The 17180-nt window shown below is 72.9% G+C and carries 14 protein-coding genes; 6 read left to right on the top strand and 8 right to left on the bottom strand.

Annotated features, from left to right (window positions below; genetic code table 11):
* Window positions 1–192: 192 nt before the first annotated feature.
* The 3 genes from LWJ43_RS28245 to LWJ43_RS28235 all read right to left on the bottom strand — a co-directional run bounded on the left by LWJ43_RS28245 (window position 193) and on the right by LWJ43_RS28235 (window position 3894).
* Window positions 193–648: an Lrp/AsnC family transcriptional regulator gene (locus LWJ43_RS28245; RefSeq protein ID WP_277334998.1), complete on the bottom strand. Its 456-nt coding sequence runs from the start codon at window positions 646–648 to the stop codon at window positions 193–195.
* 112 nt (window positions 649–760) lie between these two features.
* A complete protein-coding gene (locus LWJ43_RS28240; RefSeq protein ID WP_277336015.1) occupies window positions 761–2218 on the bottom strand; it encodes an aldehyde dehydrogenase family protein in 1458 nt (485 codons plus the stop codon).
* A 209-nt stretch (window positions 2219–2427) separates the two neighbouring features.
* Window positions 2428–3894, bottom strand: coding sequence for a GuaB1 family IMP dehydrogenase-related protein (locus LWJ43_RS28235; RefSeq protein WP_277334997.1), 1467 nt, complete (start codon window positions 3892–3894; stop codon window positions 2428–2430).
* Between the two features lie 292 nt (window positions 3895–4186).
* Here LWJ43_RS28235 and LWJ43_RS28230 point away from each other — a divergent pair, with 292 nt between their 5' ends.
* Window positions 4187–5239: a terpene synthase family protein gene (locus LWJ43_RS28230; RefSeq protein ID WP_277334996.1), complete on the top strand. Its 1053-nt coding sequence runs from the start codon at window positions 4187–4189 to the stop codon at window positions 5237–5239.
* A 123-nt stretch (window positions 5240–5362) separates the two neighbouring features.
* On the opposite strand, the gene LWJ43_RS28225 is transcribed toward LWJ43_RS28230, so the two are convergent.
* Together LWJ43_RS28225 and rpe are read right to left on the bottom strand one after the other, a co-directional pair.
* On the bottom strand, window positions 5363–6349 hold the full coding sequence (locus LWJ43_RS28225; RefSeq protein WP_275320585.1) for a sugar-binding transcriptional regulator: 987 nt from the start codon (window positions 6347–6349) through the stop codon (window positions 5363–5365).
* Window positions 6350–6488: 139 nt separating this feature from the next.
* The gene (rpe, locus tag LWJ43_RS28220; protein WP_277334995.1) at window positions 6489–7172 is read right to left on the bottom strand and encodes a ribulose-phosphate 3-epimerase; all 684 of its coding nucleotides are present in this window, start codon (window positions 7170–7172) and stop codon (window positions 6489–6491) included.
* A 584-nt stretch (window positions 7173–7756) separates the two neighbouring features.
* Between rpe and LWJ43_RS28215 the strand changes: the two genes are divergently transcribed.
* From LWJ43_RS28215 to LWJ43_RS28200, 4 genes are all read left to right on the top strand, one after another.
* Window positions 7757–8641 (top strand): ABC transporter permease, encoded by an 885-nt coding sequence (locus LWJ43_RS28215; RefSeq protein WP_277334994.1) that lies wholly within the window; start codon window positions 7757–7759, stop codon window positions 8639–8641.
* A 71-nt stretch (window positions 8642–8712) separates the two neighbouring features.
* The gene (locus LWJ43_RS28210; protein ID WP_277334993.1) at window positions 8713–9768 is read left to right on the top strand and encodes a taurine ABC transporter substrate-binding protein; all 1056 of its coding nucleotides are present in this window, start codon (window positions 8713–8715) and stop codon (window positions 9766–9768) included.
* Window positions 9752–10588, top strand: coding sequence for an ABC transporter ATP-binding protein (locus LWJ43_RS28205; RefSeq protein ID WP_277334992.1), 837 nt, complete (start codon window positions 9752–9754; stop codon window positions 10586–10588). The genes LWJ43_RS28210 and LWJ43_RS28205 overlap by 17 nt, the downstream gene beginning before the upstream one ends.
* 50 nt (window positions 10589–10638) lie before the next feature.
* Window positions 10639–11574, top strand: coding sequence for a TauD/TfdA dioxygenase family protein (locus LWJ43_RS28200; protein ID WP_277334991.1), 936 nt, complete (start codon window positions 10639–10641; stop codon window positions 11572–11574).
* Between the two features lie 32 nt (window positions 11575–11606).
* Here LWJ43_RS28200 and LWJ43_RS28195 read toward each other — a convergent pair whose 3' ends face one another.
* Together LWJ43_RS28195 and fmt are read right to left on the bottom strand one after the other, a co-directional pair.
* Window positions 11607–13040, bottom strand: a complete 1434-nt coding sequence (locus LWJ43_RS28195) for an RsmB/NOP family class I SAM-dependent RNA methyltransferase (protein ID WP_277334990.1) — start codon at window positions 13038–13040, stop codon at window positions 11607–11609.
* An 85-nt stretch (window positions 13041–13125) separates the two neighbouring features.
* A complete protein-coding gene (gene fmt, locus LWJ43_RS28190) occupies window positions 13126–14058 on the bottom strand; it encodes a methionyl-tRNA formyltransferase (RefSeq protein WP_277334989.1) in 933 nt (310 codons plus the stop codon).
* 268 nt (window positions 14059–14326) lie between these two features.
* On the opposite strand from fmt, the gene LWJ43_RS28185 reads away from it, so the two are divergent.
* Entirely contained in the window at window positions 14327–14839 is a 513-nt protein-coding gene (locus LWJ43_RS28185) for a hypothetical protein (RefSeq protein WP_277334988.1), read from the top strand.
* Window positions 14840–14947: 108 nt separating this feature from the next.
* Here the strand turns inward: LWJ43_RS28185 and LWJ43_RS28180 are convergent, their stop codons facing one another.
* Complete coding sequence (locus tag LWJ43_RS28180) at window positions 14948–17092, bottom strand: primosomal protein N' (RefSeq protein WP_277334987.1); 2145 nt, start codon at window positions 17090–17092, stop codon at window positions 14948–14950.
* Window positions 17093–17180: the final 88 nt, after the last annotated feature.

Here is a 17180-nt window from a genome sequence, read left to right as displayed (position 1 = left end):
GACGCGAATGTTGCGCGTGCACCGTCGATCCGTTGCGCGGGGCGGCCCACCAGCGGCGATTCGTTGCGTGGGACGTTTCCGCAGGTCGGGCGAGTGATTTCGGTCTCTCCCACGGCCGGCTCCGAGGGGCCGGGGTCGCCGATGTCCCGGCTCCGGGGGGCCGTGCCATCGGCGGCCCCGGCTCCCGCGTCGTCAGGCGGGCGGGCCCGAGGAGAAGCGCCGCAGCAGCGGGGAGAGCACGAGGACCGACTTGGTCCGCTCGACGTAGGGCTCGCCCGCGATGCGCTCCAGCACCTGTTCGAAGTGCTTCATGTCGGCGGCGAAGACCTGCACGATCGCGTCGGCGTCGCCCGTCACCGTGGACGCGGACGCGATCTCCGGATACGTGGCCAGCCCACGTCTGATCGCTTCGGGGGCGGTGTTGCGGCTGCAGTAGATCTCGATGAAGCCCTCGGTCTCCCAGCCGAGTGCCGCGGGATCGACGCGCACGGTGAACCCCGTGATGGCGCCTTCGGCGCGCAGCCGGTCCACACGGCGTTTGACCGCGGGTGCGGAGAGACCGATGAGGGCGCCGATGTCCGCGTAGGAGCGGCGGGCGTCCTCGGCGAGGGCGTGGACGATGCGTTCGTCGAGGTCGTTCAGGCGCACGTCGGGCGGATCACTTTTCTGCGGCGAGGGCTTCGGGGGCGGCGCGTGCCGCCCCCGAAGTACACCACGGGCCACCCCGCCGGAGCGCGCTCACCGCGGGCGGCCGCGCCGGTCAGAAGGGGAACTGCGAGCGGCCGTGCTGGACCGAGATCCACTTCTGCGTGGTGAACGCCTCCAGCATCGACTCGCCGTTCAGCCGTCCCAGACCGGAGCTCTTCTCCCCGCCGAAGGGGACGATGGGCTCGTCGTGGACCGTGCCGTCGTTGATGTGGATCATGCCGGTGCGGATCCGCTGCCCCACCCGTACACCACGCTCGATGTTGCCGGTGTGGACCGCGCCGCTCAGCCCGTAGGGGGTGTCGTTGGCGATCCGCACGGCCTCGTCCTCGCCGTCGAAGGGGACCAGCAGGGCCACCGGACCGAATATCTCCTGCTGGAGGACGGGGGAATCGGCGGCGAGGCCGGTCAGCACGGACGGACTCACCACGTTGCCCTCGGCCCGGCCGTGCAGCAGTGCCGTGGCACCCGCGGCCACCGTCTCGTCGACGAGCTTGGAGACCGCGTCGGCCTGCGAGGAGCTGATCAGCGGGCCGATGTGGGTCGTGGGGTCGGCCGGGTCGCCGACACGCAGTGAGGCGACCTTGGCGACGAACTTCTCCGTGAACTCCTGTTCCACCGACCGGTCCACGAGGATGCGGTTGGCCGCCATGCACACCTGGCCCTGGTGGATGAAGCGGCTGAAGACGGCCGCGTCGACGGCGTAGTCCACGTCGGCGTCGTCGAGGACGATCAGCGCGCTGTTCCCGCCCAGTTCGAGCACCGCGCGCTTGAGGTTGGCCGCGCAGACCCTCGCCACGTGGCGGCCGATCCTGTCCGAGCCGGTGAAGGAGATGACCTGCGGGACGGGGTGCTCCAGCAGGCTGTCGCCGATCTCCGCGATGTCGGTGACCACGACGTTCAGCAGCCCGGCGGGCAGGCCCGCCTCCTCGAACACCTTGGCGATCAGCGTGCCGCCGCACACCGGGGTGTTCTGGTGCGGCTTGAGGACCACGGCGTTGCCGAGGGCCAGGGCGGGGGCGACCGACTTCAGCGACAGCAGGAAGGGGAAGTTGAAGGGGCTGATGACACCCACGACACCGGCCGGGAGGCGGTAGACGCGGTTCTCCTTGCCCTCCGTCGGCGACGGCAGGATCTGCCCGGTGGACCGCAGGGTGAGCTGGGCGGCCTCGCGCAGGAACTCCTTGGCCAGGTGAAGCTCGAAGCCCGCCTTCAGCCGGGTGCCGCCGAGCTCCGCGACGATCGCCTCACTGATCTCGTCCTCGCGCTCCTCGACGACGCGCAGCGCCTTCTCCAGCACGGTCCGCCGGGCGTACGGGTTCGTGTCCGCCCACTCGGGCTGCGTCCGCTCGGCGGCCCGGTAGGCCTGGTCGACCTCGTCGGCGGTCGCGACGGTGATCGAGGCGAGCTTCTCCCCGCTGTACGGGTTGAAGTCGATGATGTCCCAGGACCCCTTCCCCGGCCGCCACTCGCCGTCGATGTACTGCTGGGCCAGGTCGGTGAAGTAGGAAATCATGAAATCCCTTTACCGCAGAGGGGCGGGCAGCCTGATTGCGGCTCATATTACTTACCCTTCAACCGAGTTGTAGGGGTTACGGAAGTGCTCACCGGTGCGGCCGGTCCGGCGCCCGCGATCCGGCGCCCCGCACACGAAAGGTGCCCCTCCCCGGCGCGAACGCCGGGCAGGGGCACCCGTGGTGCGGGCCGTCCGGCCCGTCGTCATCAGCTCCAGCTGGCGTGGAGCGGCTTGCCCTCCGCGTAACCGGCGGCGCTCTGCACACCGACGACCGCCTTCTCGGCGAACTCCTCGAGCGAGGACGCCCCCGCGTAGGTGCAGGAGGAGCGGACACCGGCGATGATCGAGTCGATCAGGTCCTCCACACCGGGGCGGGTGGGGTCGAGGAACATCCGCGAGGTGGAGATGCCCTCCTCGAACAGACCCTTGCGGGCGCGGTCGTAGGCGGACTCCTCCGAGGTACGGTTCCTGACCGCACGCGCCGAGGCCATCCCGAACGACTCCTTGTAGTACCGCCCGTCGGCGGACTGCTGCAGGTCGCCGGGCGACTCGTACGTGCCCGCGAACCAGGAACCGATCATGACGTTGGACGCGCCGGCGGCGAGCGCCATCGCCACGTCACGCGGGTGCCGGACACCTCCGTCGGCCCAGACGTGCTTGCCGTGCTTCCTCGCCTCGGCCGCGCACTCCAGCACGGCGGAGAACTGGGGCCTGCCGACCCCGGTCATCATGCGCGTGGTGCACATCGCGCCGGGACCCACACCGACCTTGATGATGTCGGCGCCCGCCTCGATCAGGTCCCGCACACCCTCGGCGGCCACGACGTTGCCCGCGACGATCGGCACCGCCGGGTCGAGCGCCCGGACGGCGGCGACCGCGCTGATCATGGATTCCTGGTGGCCGTGCGCGGTGTCCACGACGAGGGTGTCGACGCCCGCGGCGAGGAGCTGAGCGGCCTTGCCCGCCACATCGCCGTTGATACCGACGGCCGCCGCGATCCGCAGCTTGCCGTCCGCGTCCGTCGCGGGGGTGTAGAGCGTCGCCCGCAGCGCCGCCTTACGGGTGAGGATGCCGACGAGGCGGCCGTCCGCGTCGACCGCCGGAGCGAGCTTGCGGTTGGCGCCGTCGAGCGTGTTGAAGGCCTCCCGCGGATCGATGTCCGCGTCGAGCACCACCAGGTCCTTGGACATGACCTCGGACAGCTGCGTGAAACGGTCCACGCCGGTCAGGTCGTGGTCGGTGACGACTCCGACGGGCCGGTTCTCCGCGTCGACGACGACACCGGCCCCGTGGGCCCGCTTGTGCAGGAGGGAGAGCGCGTCGGCGACGGTCTGGCCGGGGGCCAGGACGATCGGCGTGTCGAGCACGAGGTGGCGCTTCTTGATCCAGCCGATGACCTCGGTGACGACCTCGATCGGGATGTCCTGGGGGATCACGACCAGCCCACCGCGGCGGGCGATGGTTTCGGCCATCCGGCGACCCGCGATGGCGGTCATGTTCGCGACGACGAGCGGGATGGTGGTGCCGCTGCCGTCCGGCGACGAGAGATCCACGGCCTGCCGGGACCCGACCGCGGAACGGCCGGGAACCATGAAGACATCGTCGTACGTGAGGTCGTAGGGGACCGAGGGAGAGGTCGTGTAGCGACCCGTACCGGGCTCAAGAAAACGCATAAGAACCATTTTTTCATACGAAACGGTGCAGGTCGTTTCCACGAAGACACAGCAATGAGCCCCCGTCTTCGTCGGTTCCTCCAAGGAGGCCGCCCGGGGGCCGGGCAAGTGGAACCTGCCTTACCCATGGACCCTACCCGAACACGATTCGCTCGCTCGTGATCACGATCCCTGGACCGGGTGACGAGGGGTCAGGTAGCTTCAAATCCGCAGGTCCTCGCGGTAGGCGCGACGTCGCCCACGAGCCCGGAACACCTGTCACGCGTTCGGCCGGAGAGGATGGGGACCGCCCGTGGAGAGCGAACTGCCCGACATCTACTGCCCGTTCACCCAGCGGAGCAATCCGCACGTGGATCACACCCGTGAGCACCTCGACGCCTGGACGAGGCACACCGGCCTGGTACACCGGGAATCGGCCAGGCGCCGCTTCGAGCAGGCCGACTTCGGCGCCTTCGTGGGCATGGTCTATCCGACGGCGAACAGCGAGCACCTGGATCTGGTCGCCGACTGGTTCGTCTGGCTCTTCCTCGTCGACGATCAGCTGGACGACGGGCACCTCGGACGCAGCCCCGACCGCGTGCGCGACGTGGTGGAGCGGATGCGCGCCGTGGTCGAGGGCAGGGCTCCCGGCCCCGGTCCCGACGAGGAGGCCCCTGCCGCGCTGGTCGCCCTGGCGGACCTGTGGGAACGTACGATCCCACAGGCCGCCGTCCACTGGCGCACCCGCTTCACCTGGCACCTCATGATGTACCTGACGACCGCCACCACCTGGGAGGCGGGGAACCGTGCCGACGGGGTCGTGCCCTCCGAGGCCACGTACATCGCCAAGCGCCGGCACACCGGGGCGATCCATGTGTGCATGGACCTGATAGAGATCGTGGCCGGCACGGGAGCGCCCGAATCGGTCCACAACGACGCCCGGTTCATCACGGCGCTCGAGGCGTCCTGCAACGTCGTGTGCTGGGCGAACGACGTGTATTCGTACGAGAAGGAACAGGTGCTGGGCGAGATACACAATCTCGTCCATCTGGTCCGCCACCACCGCGGCTACGACAAGCACCAGGCACTGGAGCACGTGTGCCGGGAGATCGCGACCGAGACCGAGCGGTTCCTCACGGCCGAGAGCGAGCTGCTCGGCCGCTACCCGGAGCTGGCGGACCTGCTCGTGCCCTACCTCGACGGAATGCGGAGCTGGATGCGCGGGAACCTGGACTGGTCGCGGCAGACCCCCCGCTACAACCCGGCGGACGTCAGCCAGTACGCGGAGCCGGGGGCCTACCTGGAGGAGTCCGTCCTCGGCGTGAGCGAGGACCACGCGCGGCTGGGCGCCGGCCCCGGTCTCTGACCGGGCACGGCACGGACCGGGCATGACGGAGGCCGGGCACCGCACGGGTGCCCGGCCACCGTCGTCGTCGGTCCGTGCCGTGGCCGGGGGCATCGACGCCCCTGGCCGGCCCCGGCGACCAGGTCAGTTGTCGGGGTCGGCCCGCTCCAGCGCCGGCCGCTGTCCGGCGGCGGACTCCGTCAGGAGGTAGTCGGCCGCCGCCGTGTCCGTGACCAGGCTGGTGACCAGCCCGGAGCGCAGCACCGCGCCGATCGCAGCCGCCTTGCGCTGGCCTCCGGCGATGGCGACCACCTCGGGGATCCGGCGCAGCCGGTCCGCCTCCACGGTGATGCACCGCTCGCCGAGGTCCCGGCCGACCCGTCGGCCGTTCGTGTCGAAGAGGTGCGCGGACATCTCGGCCGCCACTCCGAGCGAGGCGTAGTGGGCACGCTCCTCGTCCGACAGCATGTCGTGGACGGTGGAGATGCCGGGCTCCCAGGACCCGATGGAGACCGCGGCGACCGTCACTTTGTCGAAGTACTCGAAGGCGCGGGCGATCCCGGTCTGATGGCGCAGCGCGGCCGCCGTCGCCGGGTCGGGCAGCAGCATCGGGGCGTAGATCGGGTGCGCCTCGCCGCCCGATACCTGCGCGGCACGGCGGACCGCCTCGACCGAGCCGCGCTCTGCCGTACCCGCGTCGTACACGCCGGTCAGCTGCACCACCGTGCACGGGGGCAGCCGGTCGAGGGCCGCCGCCATGTGGATGGTGGAGCGGCCCCAGGCCAGGCCCAGCACGTCGCCCTCGTCGACCAGCTCGCCGAGCAGCTCGGCAGCCACCTCACCCAGGTTCTCCGGGTCGGCGGCGTCGTCCTGTTCCTCCGCCGGTGACTCGACCACGACAGCGTGCCGCAGGCCGTAGCGCGCCCGGAGCGCGTCGGAGCGCTCCGCGTCCAGCTCCGCCGGTACCCGGATCTCGATCCTCACGAGATCACGCTCGAGTGCCGTCTCCAGGACCCGGGCCACCTTGAAGCGGCTGACGCCGAACTCCTCGGCGATCTGGATCTTCGACTTGCCCTCGAGGTAGAACCGGCGGGCCATGGCCGCCGCCTGCACCAGCTCCGCGGGTCCCATCCGCATGGCTGACCGACCCGCCGAGATGCCAGACACCGCGATCTCCTCACTGCTGTTCACACGCCCGATACGCCGTTCATCCTGTCAGATCCGGCGATCCTTGATCAGGCCCGTCGGGCCGCGTTCATCTGAGCTTGGTTCAGTGGCCGCACGCCCAGGGTGCGGAAGCGGTGACCGTGTCCGCCTGTGCGCGCAGTGCCCGCACCGCCTCCGCCGGGTCCTGGGCCCCGTAGACGGCCGATCCGGCGACGAAGACGTCCGCGCCGGCCTCGGCGCACCGCTCGATGGTGGTGGCGGAGACCCCGCCGTCGACCTGCAGCCACAGCTCGAGGCCGTGCTTGGAGATCAGCTCCCGGGTGCGGCGGATCTTCGGCAGCATGATGTCGAGGAACGCCTGGCCGCCGAATCCCGGCTCCACCGTCATGATCAGCAGCATGTCGAGCTCGGGGAGCAGGTCCTCGTACGGCTCGATGGGCGTCGCCGGCTTCAGCGCCATGGAGGCGCGGGCGCCCTTGGCCCTGATCTCCCGCGCCAGGCGCACCGGCGCCGCCGCGGCCTCCGCGTGGAAGGTGACGGAGCCCGCGCCCGCCTCGACGTACTGCGGTGCCCAGCGGTCCGCGTCCTCGATCATGAGGTGGCAGTCCAGCGGGGTGCCCGTGGCCTTGCTCAGCGCCTCCACGATCGGTACGCCGAGCGTCAGATTGGGCACGAAATGGTTGTCCATGACATCGACATGGAGCCAGTCGGCGCCTTCTACGGCCTTCGCCTCCTCGGCGAGGCGGGCGAAGTCGGCGGACAAGATGCTGGGGTTGATCTGGGCCATGCCCCAAGCCTGCCATGCCCGGCGCCACTTCCTTGCCGCGATGCGCCCCGGAGCCTCACAGGATCATTACGGTTCACGCGCTCCCGGCCTTCCGGCCCCGCGATTCCCTCCCGCGGTCCCGTCCTGTCCCGCTCACCGGCCCGGCAGGCGGCATCCCGCCCCGAGGCGGCACTCCGGTCCGTACCAGGACGCGGACACCCTCTGGTGTACGTCCTGAGCGTGTGTTAGAAAATCACCGTGATCAGCGACCAGTTCCTGAAGGAGCGCCTCAGCATCGATCTCTGCCGTGTGACCAGCTGCTCCTGTTGAGCCTGGCCCGGCGGCGCTGAGCGCTTCCAGAACTGTGCGGCCTCGTCCGCGCGCCTTCCGGCCGCCCCTCGGGTGAGCCGGCGGCCCCCTCCAGAACCCCGCACCCGAGCCGGCCCGGACGTCCCCCGTCCGCTCCCGGGTACGGACGCACGCGTTCTGCAGGGCCCCTCCCCCGTTGCCCGCGGGCGCCGTCCTCAGCGCGCCCGCGTCCCCTGCCGTGCCCGGTCCGCCCCCGGCGGCCCGGTGTCCTCGGCACGTCCCGACGGAGCCCGCCCATGACCGCACCCACCACCACGGAGAAGCAGCCGTCAGGCCCGGCTCCCTCCCCCGGACCCGCTCCCGCGCGCCCGGCGCGCCGCCGATCGCCCGAGAGGGCCGCGCGCTTGCGCCGGGCAGGACTGCGGCTGGTCGCGCTGGTCGTACTGCTCGCCCTCTGGCAGCTCGTGACCACGCTCGAGCTGTGGTCACCACTGCTCGTGCCGCCGCCGTCCGCCGTCTGGGACGCGCTCGTCGCGACGTCGGGCACCCATGAAGGGGTGCGCGGCTACCAGGGCCACACCTTGATCGAACACCTGGGCGTCAGTCTGCGCCGGATCGCGATCGGTGCGGGCGCCGGTGTCCTGGCCGGACTGGTCGCCGGGGTCCTGATGGGCACGCTGCCGTGGGTACGCGTGGTGTTCGAACCGGCGGTGGCCTTCCTCCGGACCCTGCCGCCGCTCGCGTACTTCAGCCTGCTGATCATCTGGTTCGGCATCGACGAGGCACCCAAACTGTGGCTGCTGGCGATCGCCGCGATGCCGCCCGTGGCCGTGGCCACCGCGTCCGCCGTCGCCTCCGCGCCCGCCTCGCTGGTGGAGGCGGCACGGGCCATCGGCGCCCGCCGCTCGCAGGTGGTCGCCTCCGTCGTCCTTCCGTCCGCGCTGCCGGAGATCCTGATCGGCGTGCGGCTGGCGTTCGGCATCGCCTACTCCTCGGTGGTCGCCGCCGAGACCGTCAACGGACTCCCCGGCATCGGCGGCCTGATCCGTGACGCCCAGCGCTACAACCAGTCCGACGTGGTCGTCCTCGGACTCCTCGCGATCGGCGTCTCCGGCCTGCTGATCGACGCCCTGCTGCGGGGTGCCGAGAACCGGCTCGCTCCGTGGCGCCGGCTGTCGTGACGGCGGGCACCGCGCCCACCGCACCGCCCTGCCCGCCATGCCCTCTCGATCAACGAACGAAGGACCACACCATGCCCGGAACACGCGGTTCGCGCCGCACCTCCACGCTCGTCGCGGCACTGGGAGCGCTCGTCGTCGTCACCGCCTGCGGGACGGGAGGCGGCGGAGGCGGTGACGACCGGGGCGACGGCAGGACGATACGGATCGGCTACCAGTCCTTCCCCAGCGGCGACCTGATCGTCAAGGAGAAGGGCCTGCTGGAGAAGGCCCTGCCGGACCACACGATCAAGTGGATCAAGTTCGACTCCGGCGCCGGCATCAACACGGCCTTCGTCGCGGGCTCGGTCGATCTCGCCGCCATCGGCTCCAGCCCGGTGGCGCGCGGTCTGTCCGAGCCGCTGAACATCCCGTACCAGGTGACCTGGGTACTGGACGTCGCCGGTGACAACGAGGCGTTGGTGGCGCGCGACGGTGCCGGCGTCGAGGACGTCGCGGACCTGGCGGGCCGCAAGGTCGCCACGCCCTTCAGTTCCACCTCGCACTACAGCCTGCTGGCTGCGCTCGACAAGGCGGGCGTCGACGCGTCGGAGGTCGATCTGCTCGACCTCGAACCGCAGGACATCGTCGCGGCCTGGTCACGCGGGGACATCGACGCGGCCTACGTGTGGCTGCCCACGCTCGACGAGCTCGGGAAGACCGGCACGACCCTTCTCTCCAGCCGGGAACTGGCCGCGGCGGACAAGCCGACCCTCGACCTGGGCGTCGCGTCCACCGCCTTCATCGACAAGCAGCCCGAGGTGATCGCGGCCTGGCGCAAGGCCCAGGCACAGGCCCTGGACCTGATCCACGACGACCCGCCGGCCGCCGCCGAGGCCGTCGGCAAGCAGCTCGGGATCAGCCCCCGGGACGCCGCCGCCCAGCTGAGGCAGGGCATCTTCCTCAAGCCGGCCGAACAGGCCGACGACAAGTGGCTGGGCCGCCCCGGGAAGGTCGGCAACCTGGCGGAGAACCTTCGCAGCGCGGCGGAGTTCCTGGCGGGACAGAAGCAGATCCCGGCCGCACCGGAACTCGCGGAGCTGGAGAAGGCCGTGTACGTGGAAGGGCTGAGCGATGCCGTCTCCGGATGACCGACGGAGGGGTGCCCCGGACGACGCGCGGGAGGCCGCACCGGCAACGGTCGCGCCCGCCGTGTCCGTGCGTGAGGTGACGCACCGCTACGGACGCGGCGCGGACGCCGTGACGGCCCTCGGCCCGCTGTCGCTCGACGTCCCGGGCGGCGAGTTCCTGGTGCTCGTGGGCCCGTCGGGGAGCGGGAAGAGCACGCTGCTGCGGCTGATCGCCGGCTTCGAGCACGCCACCTCGGGCGACGTCACCGTGCACGGCGGGACACCTGAGCCGGGACGGCAGGCGGGCGTCGTCTTCCAGCAGCCGCGGCTGTTCCCCTGGCGGACGGTCGGGGAGAACATCGCCCTGGCGCTGCGCTACGCGGGAGTCCCCCGGGCCGAACGCCCCGCGCGCGTCGAGGAACTCCTGGAGCGGGTCGGGCTGGCCGGCACCGCGGGCCGCAGGACCTGGCAGATCTCCGGGGGCCAGCAGCAGCGGGTGGCCATCGCACGGGCCCTGGCCGGCGGCAAGGGCCTGCTGCTGCTGGACGAGCCGTTCGCGGCCCTGGACGCACTCACCCGTGAGCGGCTCCAGGAGGACCTGCGCACGGTCAGCGCGCGTACGGGGATCACCTCGGTCTTCGTCACGCACAGCGTGGACGAGGCCGTCTTCCTCGGTACCCGCGCGGTCGTCCTGAGCGCCGGTCCCGGCACCGTCGCCCTGGACGTCCGCATCCCCCTGCCCCGGACGGGGAAAGACGACCCGGACGGGCTGCGAGGACTGCCCGAATACGCCGCGCTGCGCGCCGAGATCGGAGCGGCCGTGCGCGACGCGGCCCGCTGAGCCCGGACGGACGGCCCCGCCCGCACACTCCCACACAGACAGGAGTCTCCATGTCCCTCACCACGTCACTCGGTACCGGCCCCGCGCCGCGCGCCTCCCGGCTGCCCCCGGACGGGCTGTACGAGGGCCCGCGCGAGCTGCGCAGGCTGGCGCCGGGGCAGCCCGACCGGCCCTACACGCTGTTCGACGTCGTTCCTCTGGGGCCGCTCATCGGTGCCGAGATCGGCGGTGTCGACCTGACCCGTCCGCTCACGTCCGCGGTGCGCGAGGAACTCGACCGGGCGCTGCTGGAGTGGAAGGTCCTCTTCTTCCGCGGGCAGCACCCCAGTCCGGCCCAGCAGCGTGCCTTCGCCCGCCACTGGGGCGAGCTGGAGACCAACCCGCTGCTTGCGGCCGGGGACGATCCCGAGGTGGCACGCTTCGACCGTTCCTCCGTGCCGAGCTTCGAGAACGTCTGGCACACCGATGTGACGTTCCGTGAGCGGCCCGCCCTCGGCGCGGTCCTGCACCTGCGCGAGGTGCCCCCGTACGGCGGGGACACCATGTGGGCCGACATGGCAGCGGCGTACGACAACCTCTCGCCGGAGGTGAGGGCGCGTCTGGAGGGGGCGCGTGCGGTGCACGACTTCGTACCGGGCTTCGCGCGGTTCACCCCTGCGGAGCGGCTGCTCCCCTTCCAGGACCGCTTTCCGCCGGTCGAGCACCCCGTGGTGCGGACGCACCCCGTCACCGGACGCCGGATGCTCTTCGTCAACACCTCGTTCACCACCCGGATCGTGGGCTGGGACCGGGACGAGAGCGACCGGATGCTGCGGCTGCTGTTCCAGCAGGCGCACGTGCCCGAGTACCAGGTCCGCTTCACCTGGCGCGCGGGGGACGTCGCGTTCTGGGACAACCGGGCGACGCAGCACTACGCGGTGAACGACTACGCACCGCACCGCAGGGTGGCGGAGCGGGTGGCCGTCGCGGGTGACCGTCCGCACTGACGGACGGCCTCCGCTCGGGTCGCGCCGCCGGGTCAGCCCGTGCGGCGCAGCAGGGCCAGGTACATGGCGTCGGTGCCGTGGAGGTGGGGCCACAGCTGCACGTCCGGCCCGTCCCCCAGCGCGGGCACCCCGGGGAGCAGCGGTCGGGCGTCGATCCACTCGGCCTCCACGGCCGCCCCGCCGCGCCCCTTGAGCACGTCCTCGACGACGACCCTGGTCTCCGCGAGGTGCGGCGAACAGGTCGCGTAACCGACGACGCCGCCGATCCGTACGGCCTTCAGCGCCTCGCGCAGCAGGCCGCGCTGCAGGGGGGCGAAGCTCTCCAGGTCCTCCGCACGGCGGCGCCAGCGGGATTCGGGGCGCCGTCGCAGCGCGCCGAGGCCGGAGCACGGTACGTCCATGAGGACCCGGTCGAAGGAGCCGGGCTGCCAGGGAGGCCGGGTGCCGTCGGCGGTGATCACCTGGTAGGGCCCCGGGTTGCCCGCCAGGGCGCGCTCGACGAGCCGTGCGCGGTGCGGTTGCTTCTCCGCGGCCAGCAGGGTGGCCCCGCGTCCGGCGGCGAGGGCGGCCAGCAGTGCGGCCTTGCCGCCCGGGCCCGCGCAGCCGTCGAGCCACCGGGTGTCGGCGCCCTCGACGGGCGCCGCGGCCAGGGCGGCGGCGACGAGCTGGCTGCCCTCGTCCTGCACCCCGGCGCTGCCGTCCCGTACGGCGGCCAGGGCTCCGGGCTCGCCGCCCTCGGCCATCCGCACGGCGTACGGCGACCAGCGGCCGGGCAGGCCGCTCTCCTCGCCGAGGGCGTCCAGCAGCTCGTCGGGGGTCGAGCGGCCGGGGCGGGCGACGAGCGTCACCTCGGGGCGCTCGTTGTCCGCCTCGAGCAGGTCCTCGATCCCGGCGCGTCCGCCGCCCAGGGCGTCCCAGAGCGCCGAGACGATCCAGCGGGGGTGCGAGTGGACGACGGAGAGGTGTTCCTCCGCGTCGTCGTCGAAGGGGGGCGCGACGCGTTCCACCCATCCGTCGAGGTCGTGCGCGGTGACCTTGCGCAGCACCGCGTTGACGAACTTGGCGCGGCCCTCGCCGAGCACCACCCGCGCCAGCTCCACGCTGGCGGAGACGGCCGCGTGGGTCGGGATGCGGGTGCCGAGGAGCTGGTGGACACCCATGTTGAGCACGTCGAGCACCGGCGGGTCGACCTCGCGCAGCGGCCGGTCGATGCAGGCGGCGACGATCGCGTCGTAGGTGCCCTGACGGCGCAGGGTCCCGTAGACCAGCTCGGTCGCCAGCGCGGCGTCCCGCCCCTCGAAGTCGCCCTTGGCCCGTGCCTTCTTGAGCAGTGGGGGCAGGACGAGGTTGGCGTAGGCGTCGCGCTCGTCCACGGCCCTGAGGACCTCGAAGGCGAGGAACCTGACGGGGTCCTTCTTGGGGCGGCGGTGAGGCTTGGCGGGACGACGGCGCTGCTGGTCGTTCACGTGAAAGGTGCTCCGCTGATGGTGAGGGGGCGAACCCGTCCAGCGTACGTCGCCCGCCCCCCGCCCCGTCCCGGGCCGCCGGGTCTCAGAGCCCCAGCAGCTCCCCGTGGGCGATGCGCACCCCGCGGGCCCAGTCGGCGGCCCGCATCGGCTTCTTGCCCTGGGGCTGGACCCAGAGGAGTTCCACGGCGTGCGAGCCGGTGCCCACGTACACGTTGTTCTTGCCGGCGGAGAGCTCGCCCGGGGCCAGGTCGCTGCGGTCCAGGACGGGTGCGGCCTGGACCAGCTTGAGGCGTTCCCCGCGGAACAGGGTCCACGCGCCGGGGGCCGGGGTGCAGCCGCGCACCACGCGGTCGACGCGGAGCGCGGGCGCGGACCACCGCACCTGGGCGTCCTCGACGGTGATCTTGGGCGCCAGGGTGACGCCCTCGGCGGGCTGCGGGACGGCGTGCAGGGTGCCGTCCTCGATGCCGTCCATGGTCGCCGCGAGCAGCCCTGCTCCGGCGAAGGCGAGGCGGGTGAGCAGATCGCCGCTGGTGTCGGTGGGCCGGACCTCCTCGGTCAGGACGCCGTACACCGGTCCCGAGTCCAGGCCCTCCTCGATCAGGAAGGTCGACGCGCCGGTGACCTCGTCGCCGGCCATCACGGAGTGCTGCACGGGCGCGGCGCCGCGCCAGGCGGGCAGCAGCGAGAAGTGCAGGTTGACCCAGCCGCGCGCGGGGACGTCGAGCGCCACCTTGGGAAGCAGGGCGCCGTAGGCGACGACGGGGCAGCAGTCCGGCGCGATCTCCCGCAGCCGTGCCAGGAACTCCTCGTCGCGCGGCTTGGCCGGCTTGAGGACCTCGATGCCCGCCTCCTCGGCCCGTTCGGCCACCGGGCTGGCGACCAGCCGGCGCCCCCGTCCGGCCGGGGCGTCGGGGCGCGTCACCACGGCGGCCACCTCGTGGCGGCCGGAGGCGATCAGGGCGTCCAGGGCGGGAACGGCGACCTCGGGGGTGCCTGCGAAGACGAGCTTCATGGGTGGCGGACTGCCTCTCGGGCGGAACGTACGTGGCGAGCAGCACACCAGTCTAGGGGTGCCCCCGCTCTCCCGCCCGGCCCGCCCCGGCTGTCCGGGCCCGGCGGACAGGGGGCGTACGCAGGTCCGCGCGCCCCCGCCCGGACGCGCATACGCCCCTCATGCGTGACCACATGGCCGGGTGACGCGTTGGTCAAGTGAGATTGACCGAAGTGGACCGCCCCCGTGCGATCCGATCCCTTTCAACGCCGGTTCGAAAGGCTTGTTCATGGCCGACCACGCAACCCACGACGCCCAAGCGCGTGCCAGCCTGCACCTGTTGGTGCGGGACATCGAGCGCGTCCGGCGGCAGGTGGACGCGCTGCGTACCCTCACCGCGCAGCTGGGCAACGTCTACCGTCCCCGCCGCACGGGCCCTTCCGCGGGCTTCGTCGTCTACGGCAGGGCGCCCGCCCCGACGGTCCGGCTCGCCCAGGAACTGCGCGACAGCGTCGAGACGCTGGTCACGGCCGCGGTGGACTTCGACCGCTCGCTGGGCTTCTCGTGGGACGCGGTGGGCTCCGCCCTCGGGGTCACCAAGCAGGCGGTGCACCGCCGGTACGGCGCCCGCCGCGCCACTCCTCAGCCGGCGACGGCCGACGCGGCGCCGGACACCACGACCCGCTCGGTGCCGACGGCTCCGGACTCCGCCCCGGCGGTGCCCGTCGTGCCCGCTGCCCGCTCGATGCCACCGCAGCCGTCGGACCGTCCCGGCGCGTTCCCCGGTCCGCGCAACGGCTGAGGACGGCGACGGAGACCTTTGCCGGGCCCGTCCGGCGGCCGAGGACGCTCGGCCGCCGGACGGGCCCGTTCTCCGCCGCGTTCCCTGCGCCCGTCCCGCTCGGCGGTGTCAGCCGATGTCCGGCGGATCGATCCTGATCCGGACGGGGTCCCCGGTGCCCCTGGCCGTCCGTGCCGCCTGCGCCGCCTTCAGCGCGGAGGCCAGCGCCGCTCCCCGCCCCGGCGGGACCCTGACCAGCGCCCGCTCCCAGGTCTCACCGGGTGGGGCGTCCCCCTGTCTGCGGGGCCTGCCCGGGGTGCCTGCCGGTACCGGCACCGGGCCGAGCACCTGCGCCTCCGGCGGCAGGTCCGCACCGGCGAGGTAGGCGGCCACCGCCTCCGGGGGCCCGGTCACCGAAGCCATCCTGGACACCGGCGGGAATCCGAGCTCCGCGCGCTCGGCGAGTTCACGGCGGGCGTGGCCGACCGGGTCCCAGCGGACCAGTGCCTGCACCGGCGCCAGCGTCGGCTCGGCCATGATCACCACCGTGCCGCCCTCCGGCCGGCCACGCACCAGTGCGGCGGCGGCCGTCCAGCGCCGCAGCGCCTCCTCCCCGGCCCGAAGGTCGGGGCGGCCGACCATCGCCCAGCCGTCCAGCAGCAGCGCCGCCGCGTAACCACCCTCGGCGACCGGCTCGGCGCCGGGGGTGCTGACGACCAGGGCGGGCGCGCCGGGCACGGAGTCCAGCACATGGTCCCGGCCGGACGTCCGCACCGGGACGGCGGGAAACGCCCGTCCCAGCTCCTCGGCGGTCCGCCGGGCTCCGACGATCCGGGCCCGCAGCCGTACGCCGCCGCAGGCAGGACAGTTCCATGCCGTCTCGGCCCGCCCGCACCAGGCGCAGTTGAGGTCCTGCTGGTCAGGGGCCTGCAGCGGCCCCGCGCAGTGCCGGCACCGGGCGGGCTCACGGCACCGCTCGCAGGACAGCCTGGGTGCGTAACCCCGGCGAGGCACCTGCACGAGGACGGGACCGCTGCGCAGGCCGTCCCGGACGGTCTGCCACGCCAGGCTGGGCAGGCGCGCCGAGCGTGCCGCGCCGTCCCGCGCGAGCTCCCCGTCGCCGACGGTGCGCACGAGGGGTGCGGCGATCCGCAGCTGCTCCCGGTCCGCCCGCAGGGGCAGGGCCCAGCCGTTCTCGACCAGCTGGGCGGCCTCCACCGTGCAGTTCGTGCCGCCCAGCAGGAAGCCGCAGCGACCGTGCGCCGCCCGCAGTTCCAGGACCTCCCTGACGTGTGGGAAGGGCGCGTTGTCGTCGCTGTGGCTGGAATCACCGTCGTCCCAGAGGGCCACGAGGCCCAGATCGGCGACCGGGGCGAACATCGCGGCCCTGGTCCCCACCACCGCGCGCACGGAGCCGCGCCGGACCGCCAGCCACTGCCGGTAGCGCTTCTCGGGCCCGGAGTCGGCGGTCAGCAGCGCGTGCCGCCCCTCCCCCAGCACCTCGGTGAGAGCCGCGTCGACCCGCCCGGCGCTCCGGCCGTCCGGTACGACGACGAGCGCGCCCCGGCCCGAGGCCAGGGTCGCGGCCATGGCACGGGCGATCTCCTCGGGCCAGTGCGGTCCGGGGAGCGCGGTCCACACGGCGCGTGGCGCGCCGCCCTCCGCCAGCGCACGCAGGAATCCGGGGCCTTGGGCGTACCGCTCCCACGTGCCGGGCGAGGGGGCGGGGGGCGGAGGCAGGGGGGCGGGCGACGGCTTGCCCTCGGCGCGTCCGTTCCGCGGGGGCACGGCGAGCTGCAGTACGTCGGCGAGACTGCCGGCGTAGCGGTCGGCCACGGCCCGCGAGAGCTCCAGCAGCTCCGGGCCGAGCACCGGCTCGGGCGAGACGACGTAGGCGAGGGCCGCCAGGGCTCCCTGGTAGTCCGAGGAGGCACGGCGCTCGATCAGGAAGCCGTCGATCAGCCCGCCGCCCTCGCGCCTCCCGCCGCGGACCTGACGTCCTCCGGCCCCGAACCGCACCCGGACGCGGACGCCCGGCCGGGCCTCCGCGTCGAGTTCCTCGGGGACGGCGTAGTCGAAGTACTGGTCGAGGTGGAGCGCGCCCTTGTTCACCAGGACACGGGCGACCGGCAGGTCCTCGGCGAGGGGGGCGCCCCGCCAGGTGCGCGGCTTGGCCCGCGGGACCTTGGCCCGGCGCACCGTCTCCCGGATGAGCGCAAGCTGCTCCGGCGCCCCGGACCCGGGCTCCTCGGACTGCTCGTCGTCGCTGCTCACAGCCACATTCCTACCAGACACCACTGACACGCCCCGGGCCTCCGCAAGGGCGCACACGCCGGGGCCCGGACACCTCGTACGGTGTCCG

The organism is Streptomyces sp. JH34 (genome assembly GCF_029428875.1).
In the GTDB taxonomy this organism is placed as follows: Bacteria; Actinomycetota; Actinomycetes; order Streptomycetales; family Streptomycetaceae; genus Streptomyces.
This window is presented reverse-complemented; position numbering and strand designations above follow the sequence as displayed.

What these genes read in the sequence shown, in the direction of transcription:
- LWJ43_RS28235 (WP_277334997.1), bottom strand. Translation starts at nt 3,894, where the DNA reads ATGCGTTTTCTTGAGCCCGGTACGGGTCGCTACACGACCTCTCCCTCG.
- LWJ43_RS28215 (WP_277334994.1), top strand. Translation starts at nt 7,757, where the DNA reads ATGACCGCACCCACCACCACGGAGAAGCAGCCGTCAGGCCCGGCTCCC.
- LWJ43_RS28225 (WP_275320585.1), bottom strand. Translation starts at nt 6,349, where the DNA reads ATGGGACCCGCGGAGCTGGTGCAGGCGGCGGCCATGGCCCGCCGGTTC.
- LWJ43_RS28185 (WP_277334988.1), top strand. Translation starts at nt 14,327, where the DNA reads ATGGCCGACCACGCAACCCACGACGCCCAAGCGCGTGCCAGCCTGCAC.
- LWJ43_RS28200 (WP_277334991.1), top strand. Translation starts at nt 10,639, where the DNA reads ATGTCCCTCACCACGTCACTCGGTACCGGCCCCGCGCCGCGCGCCTCC.
- LWJ43_RS28210 (WP_277334993.1), top strand. Translation starts at nt 8,713, where the DNA reads ATGCCCGGAACACGCGGTTCGCGCCGCACCTCCACGCTCGTCGCGGCA.
- rpe (WP_277334995.1), bottom strand. Translation starts at nt 7,172, where the DNA reads ATGGCCCAGATCAACCCCAGCATCTTGTCCGCCGACTTCGCCCGCCTC.
- LWJ43_RS28205 (WP_277334992.1), top strand. Translation starts at nt 9,752, where the DNA reads ATGCCGTCTCCGGATGACCGACGGAGGGGTGCCCCGGACGACGCGCGG.
- fmt (WP_277334989.1), bottom strand. Translation starts at nt 14,058, where the DNA reads ATGAAGCTCGTCTTCGCAGGCACCCCCGAGGTCGCCGTTCCCGCCCTG.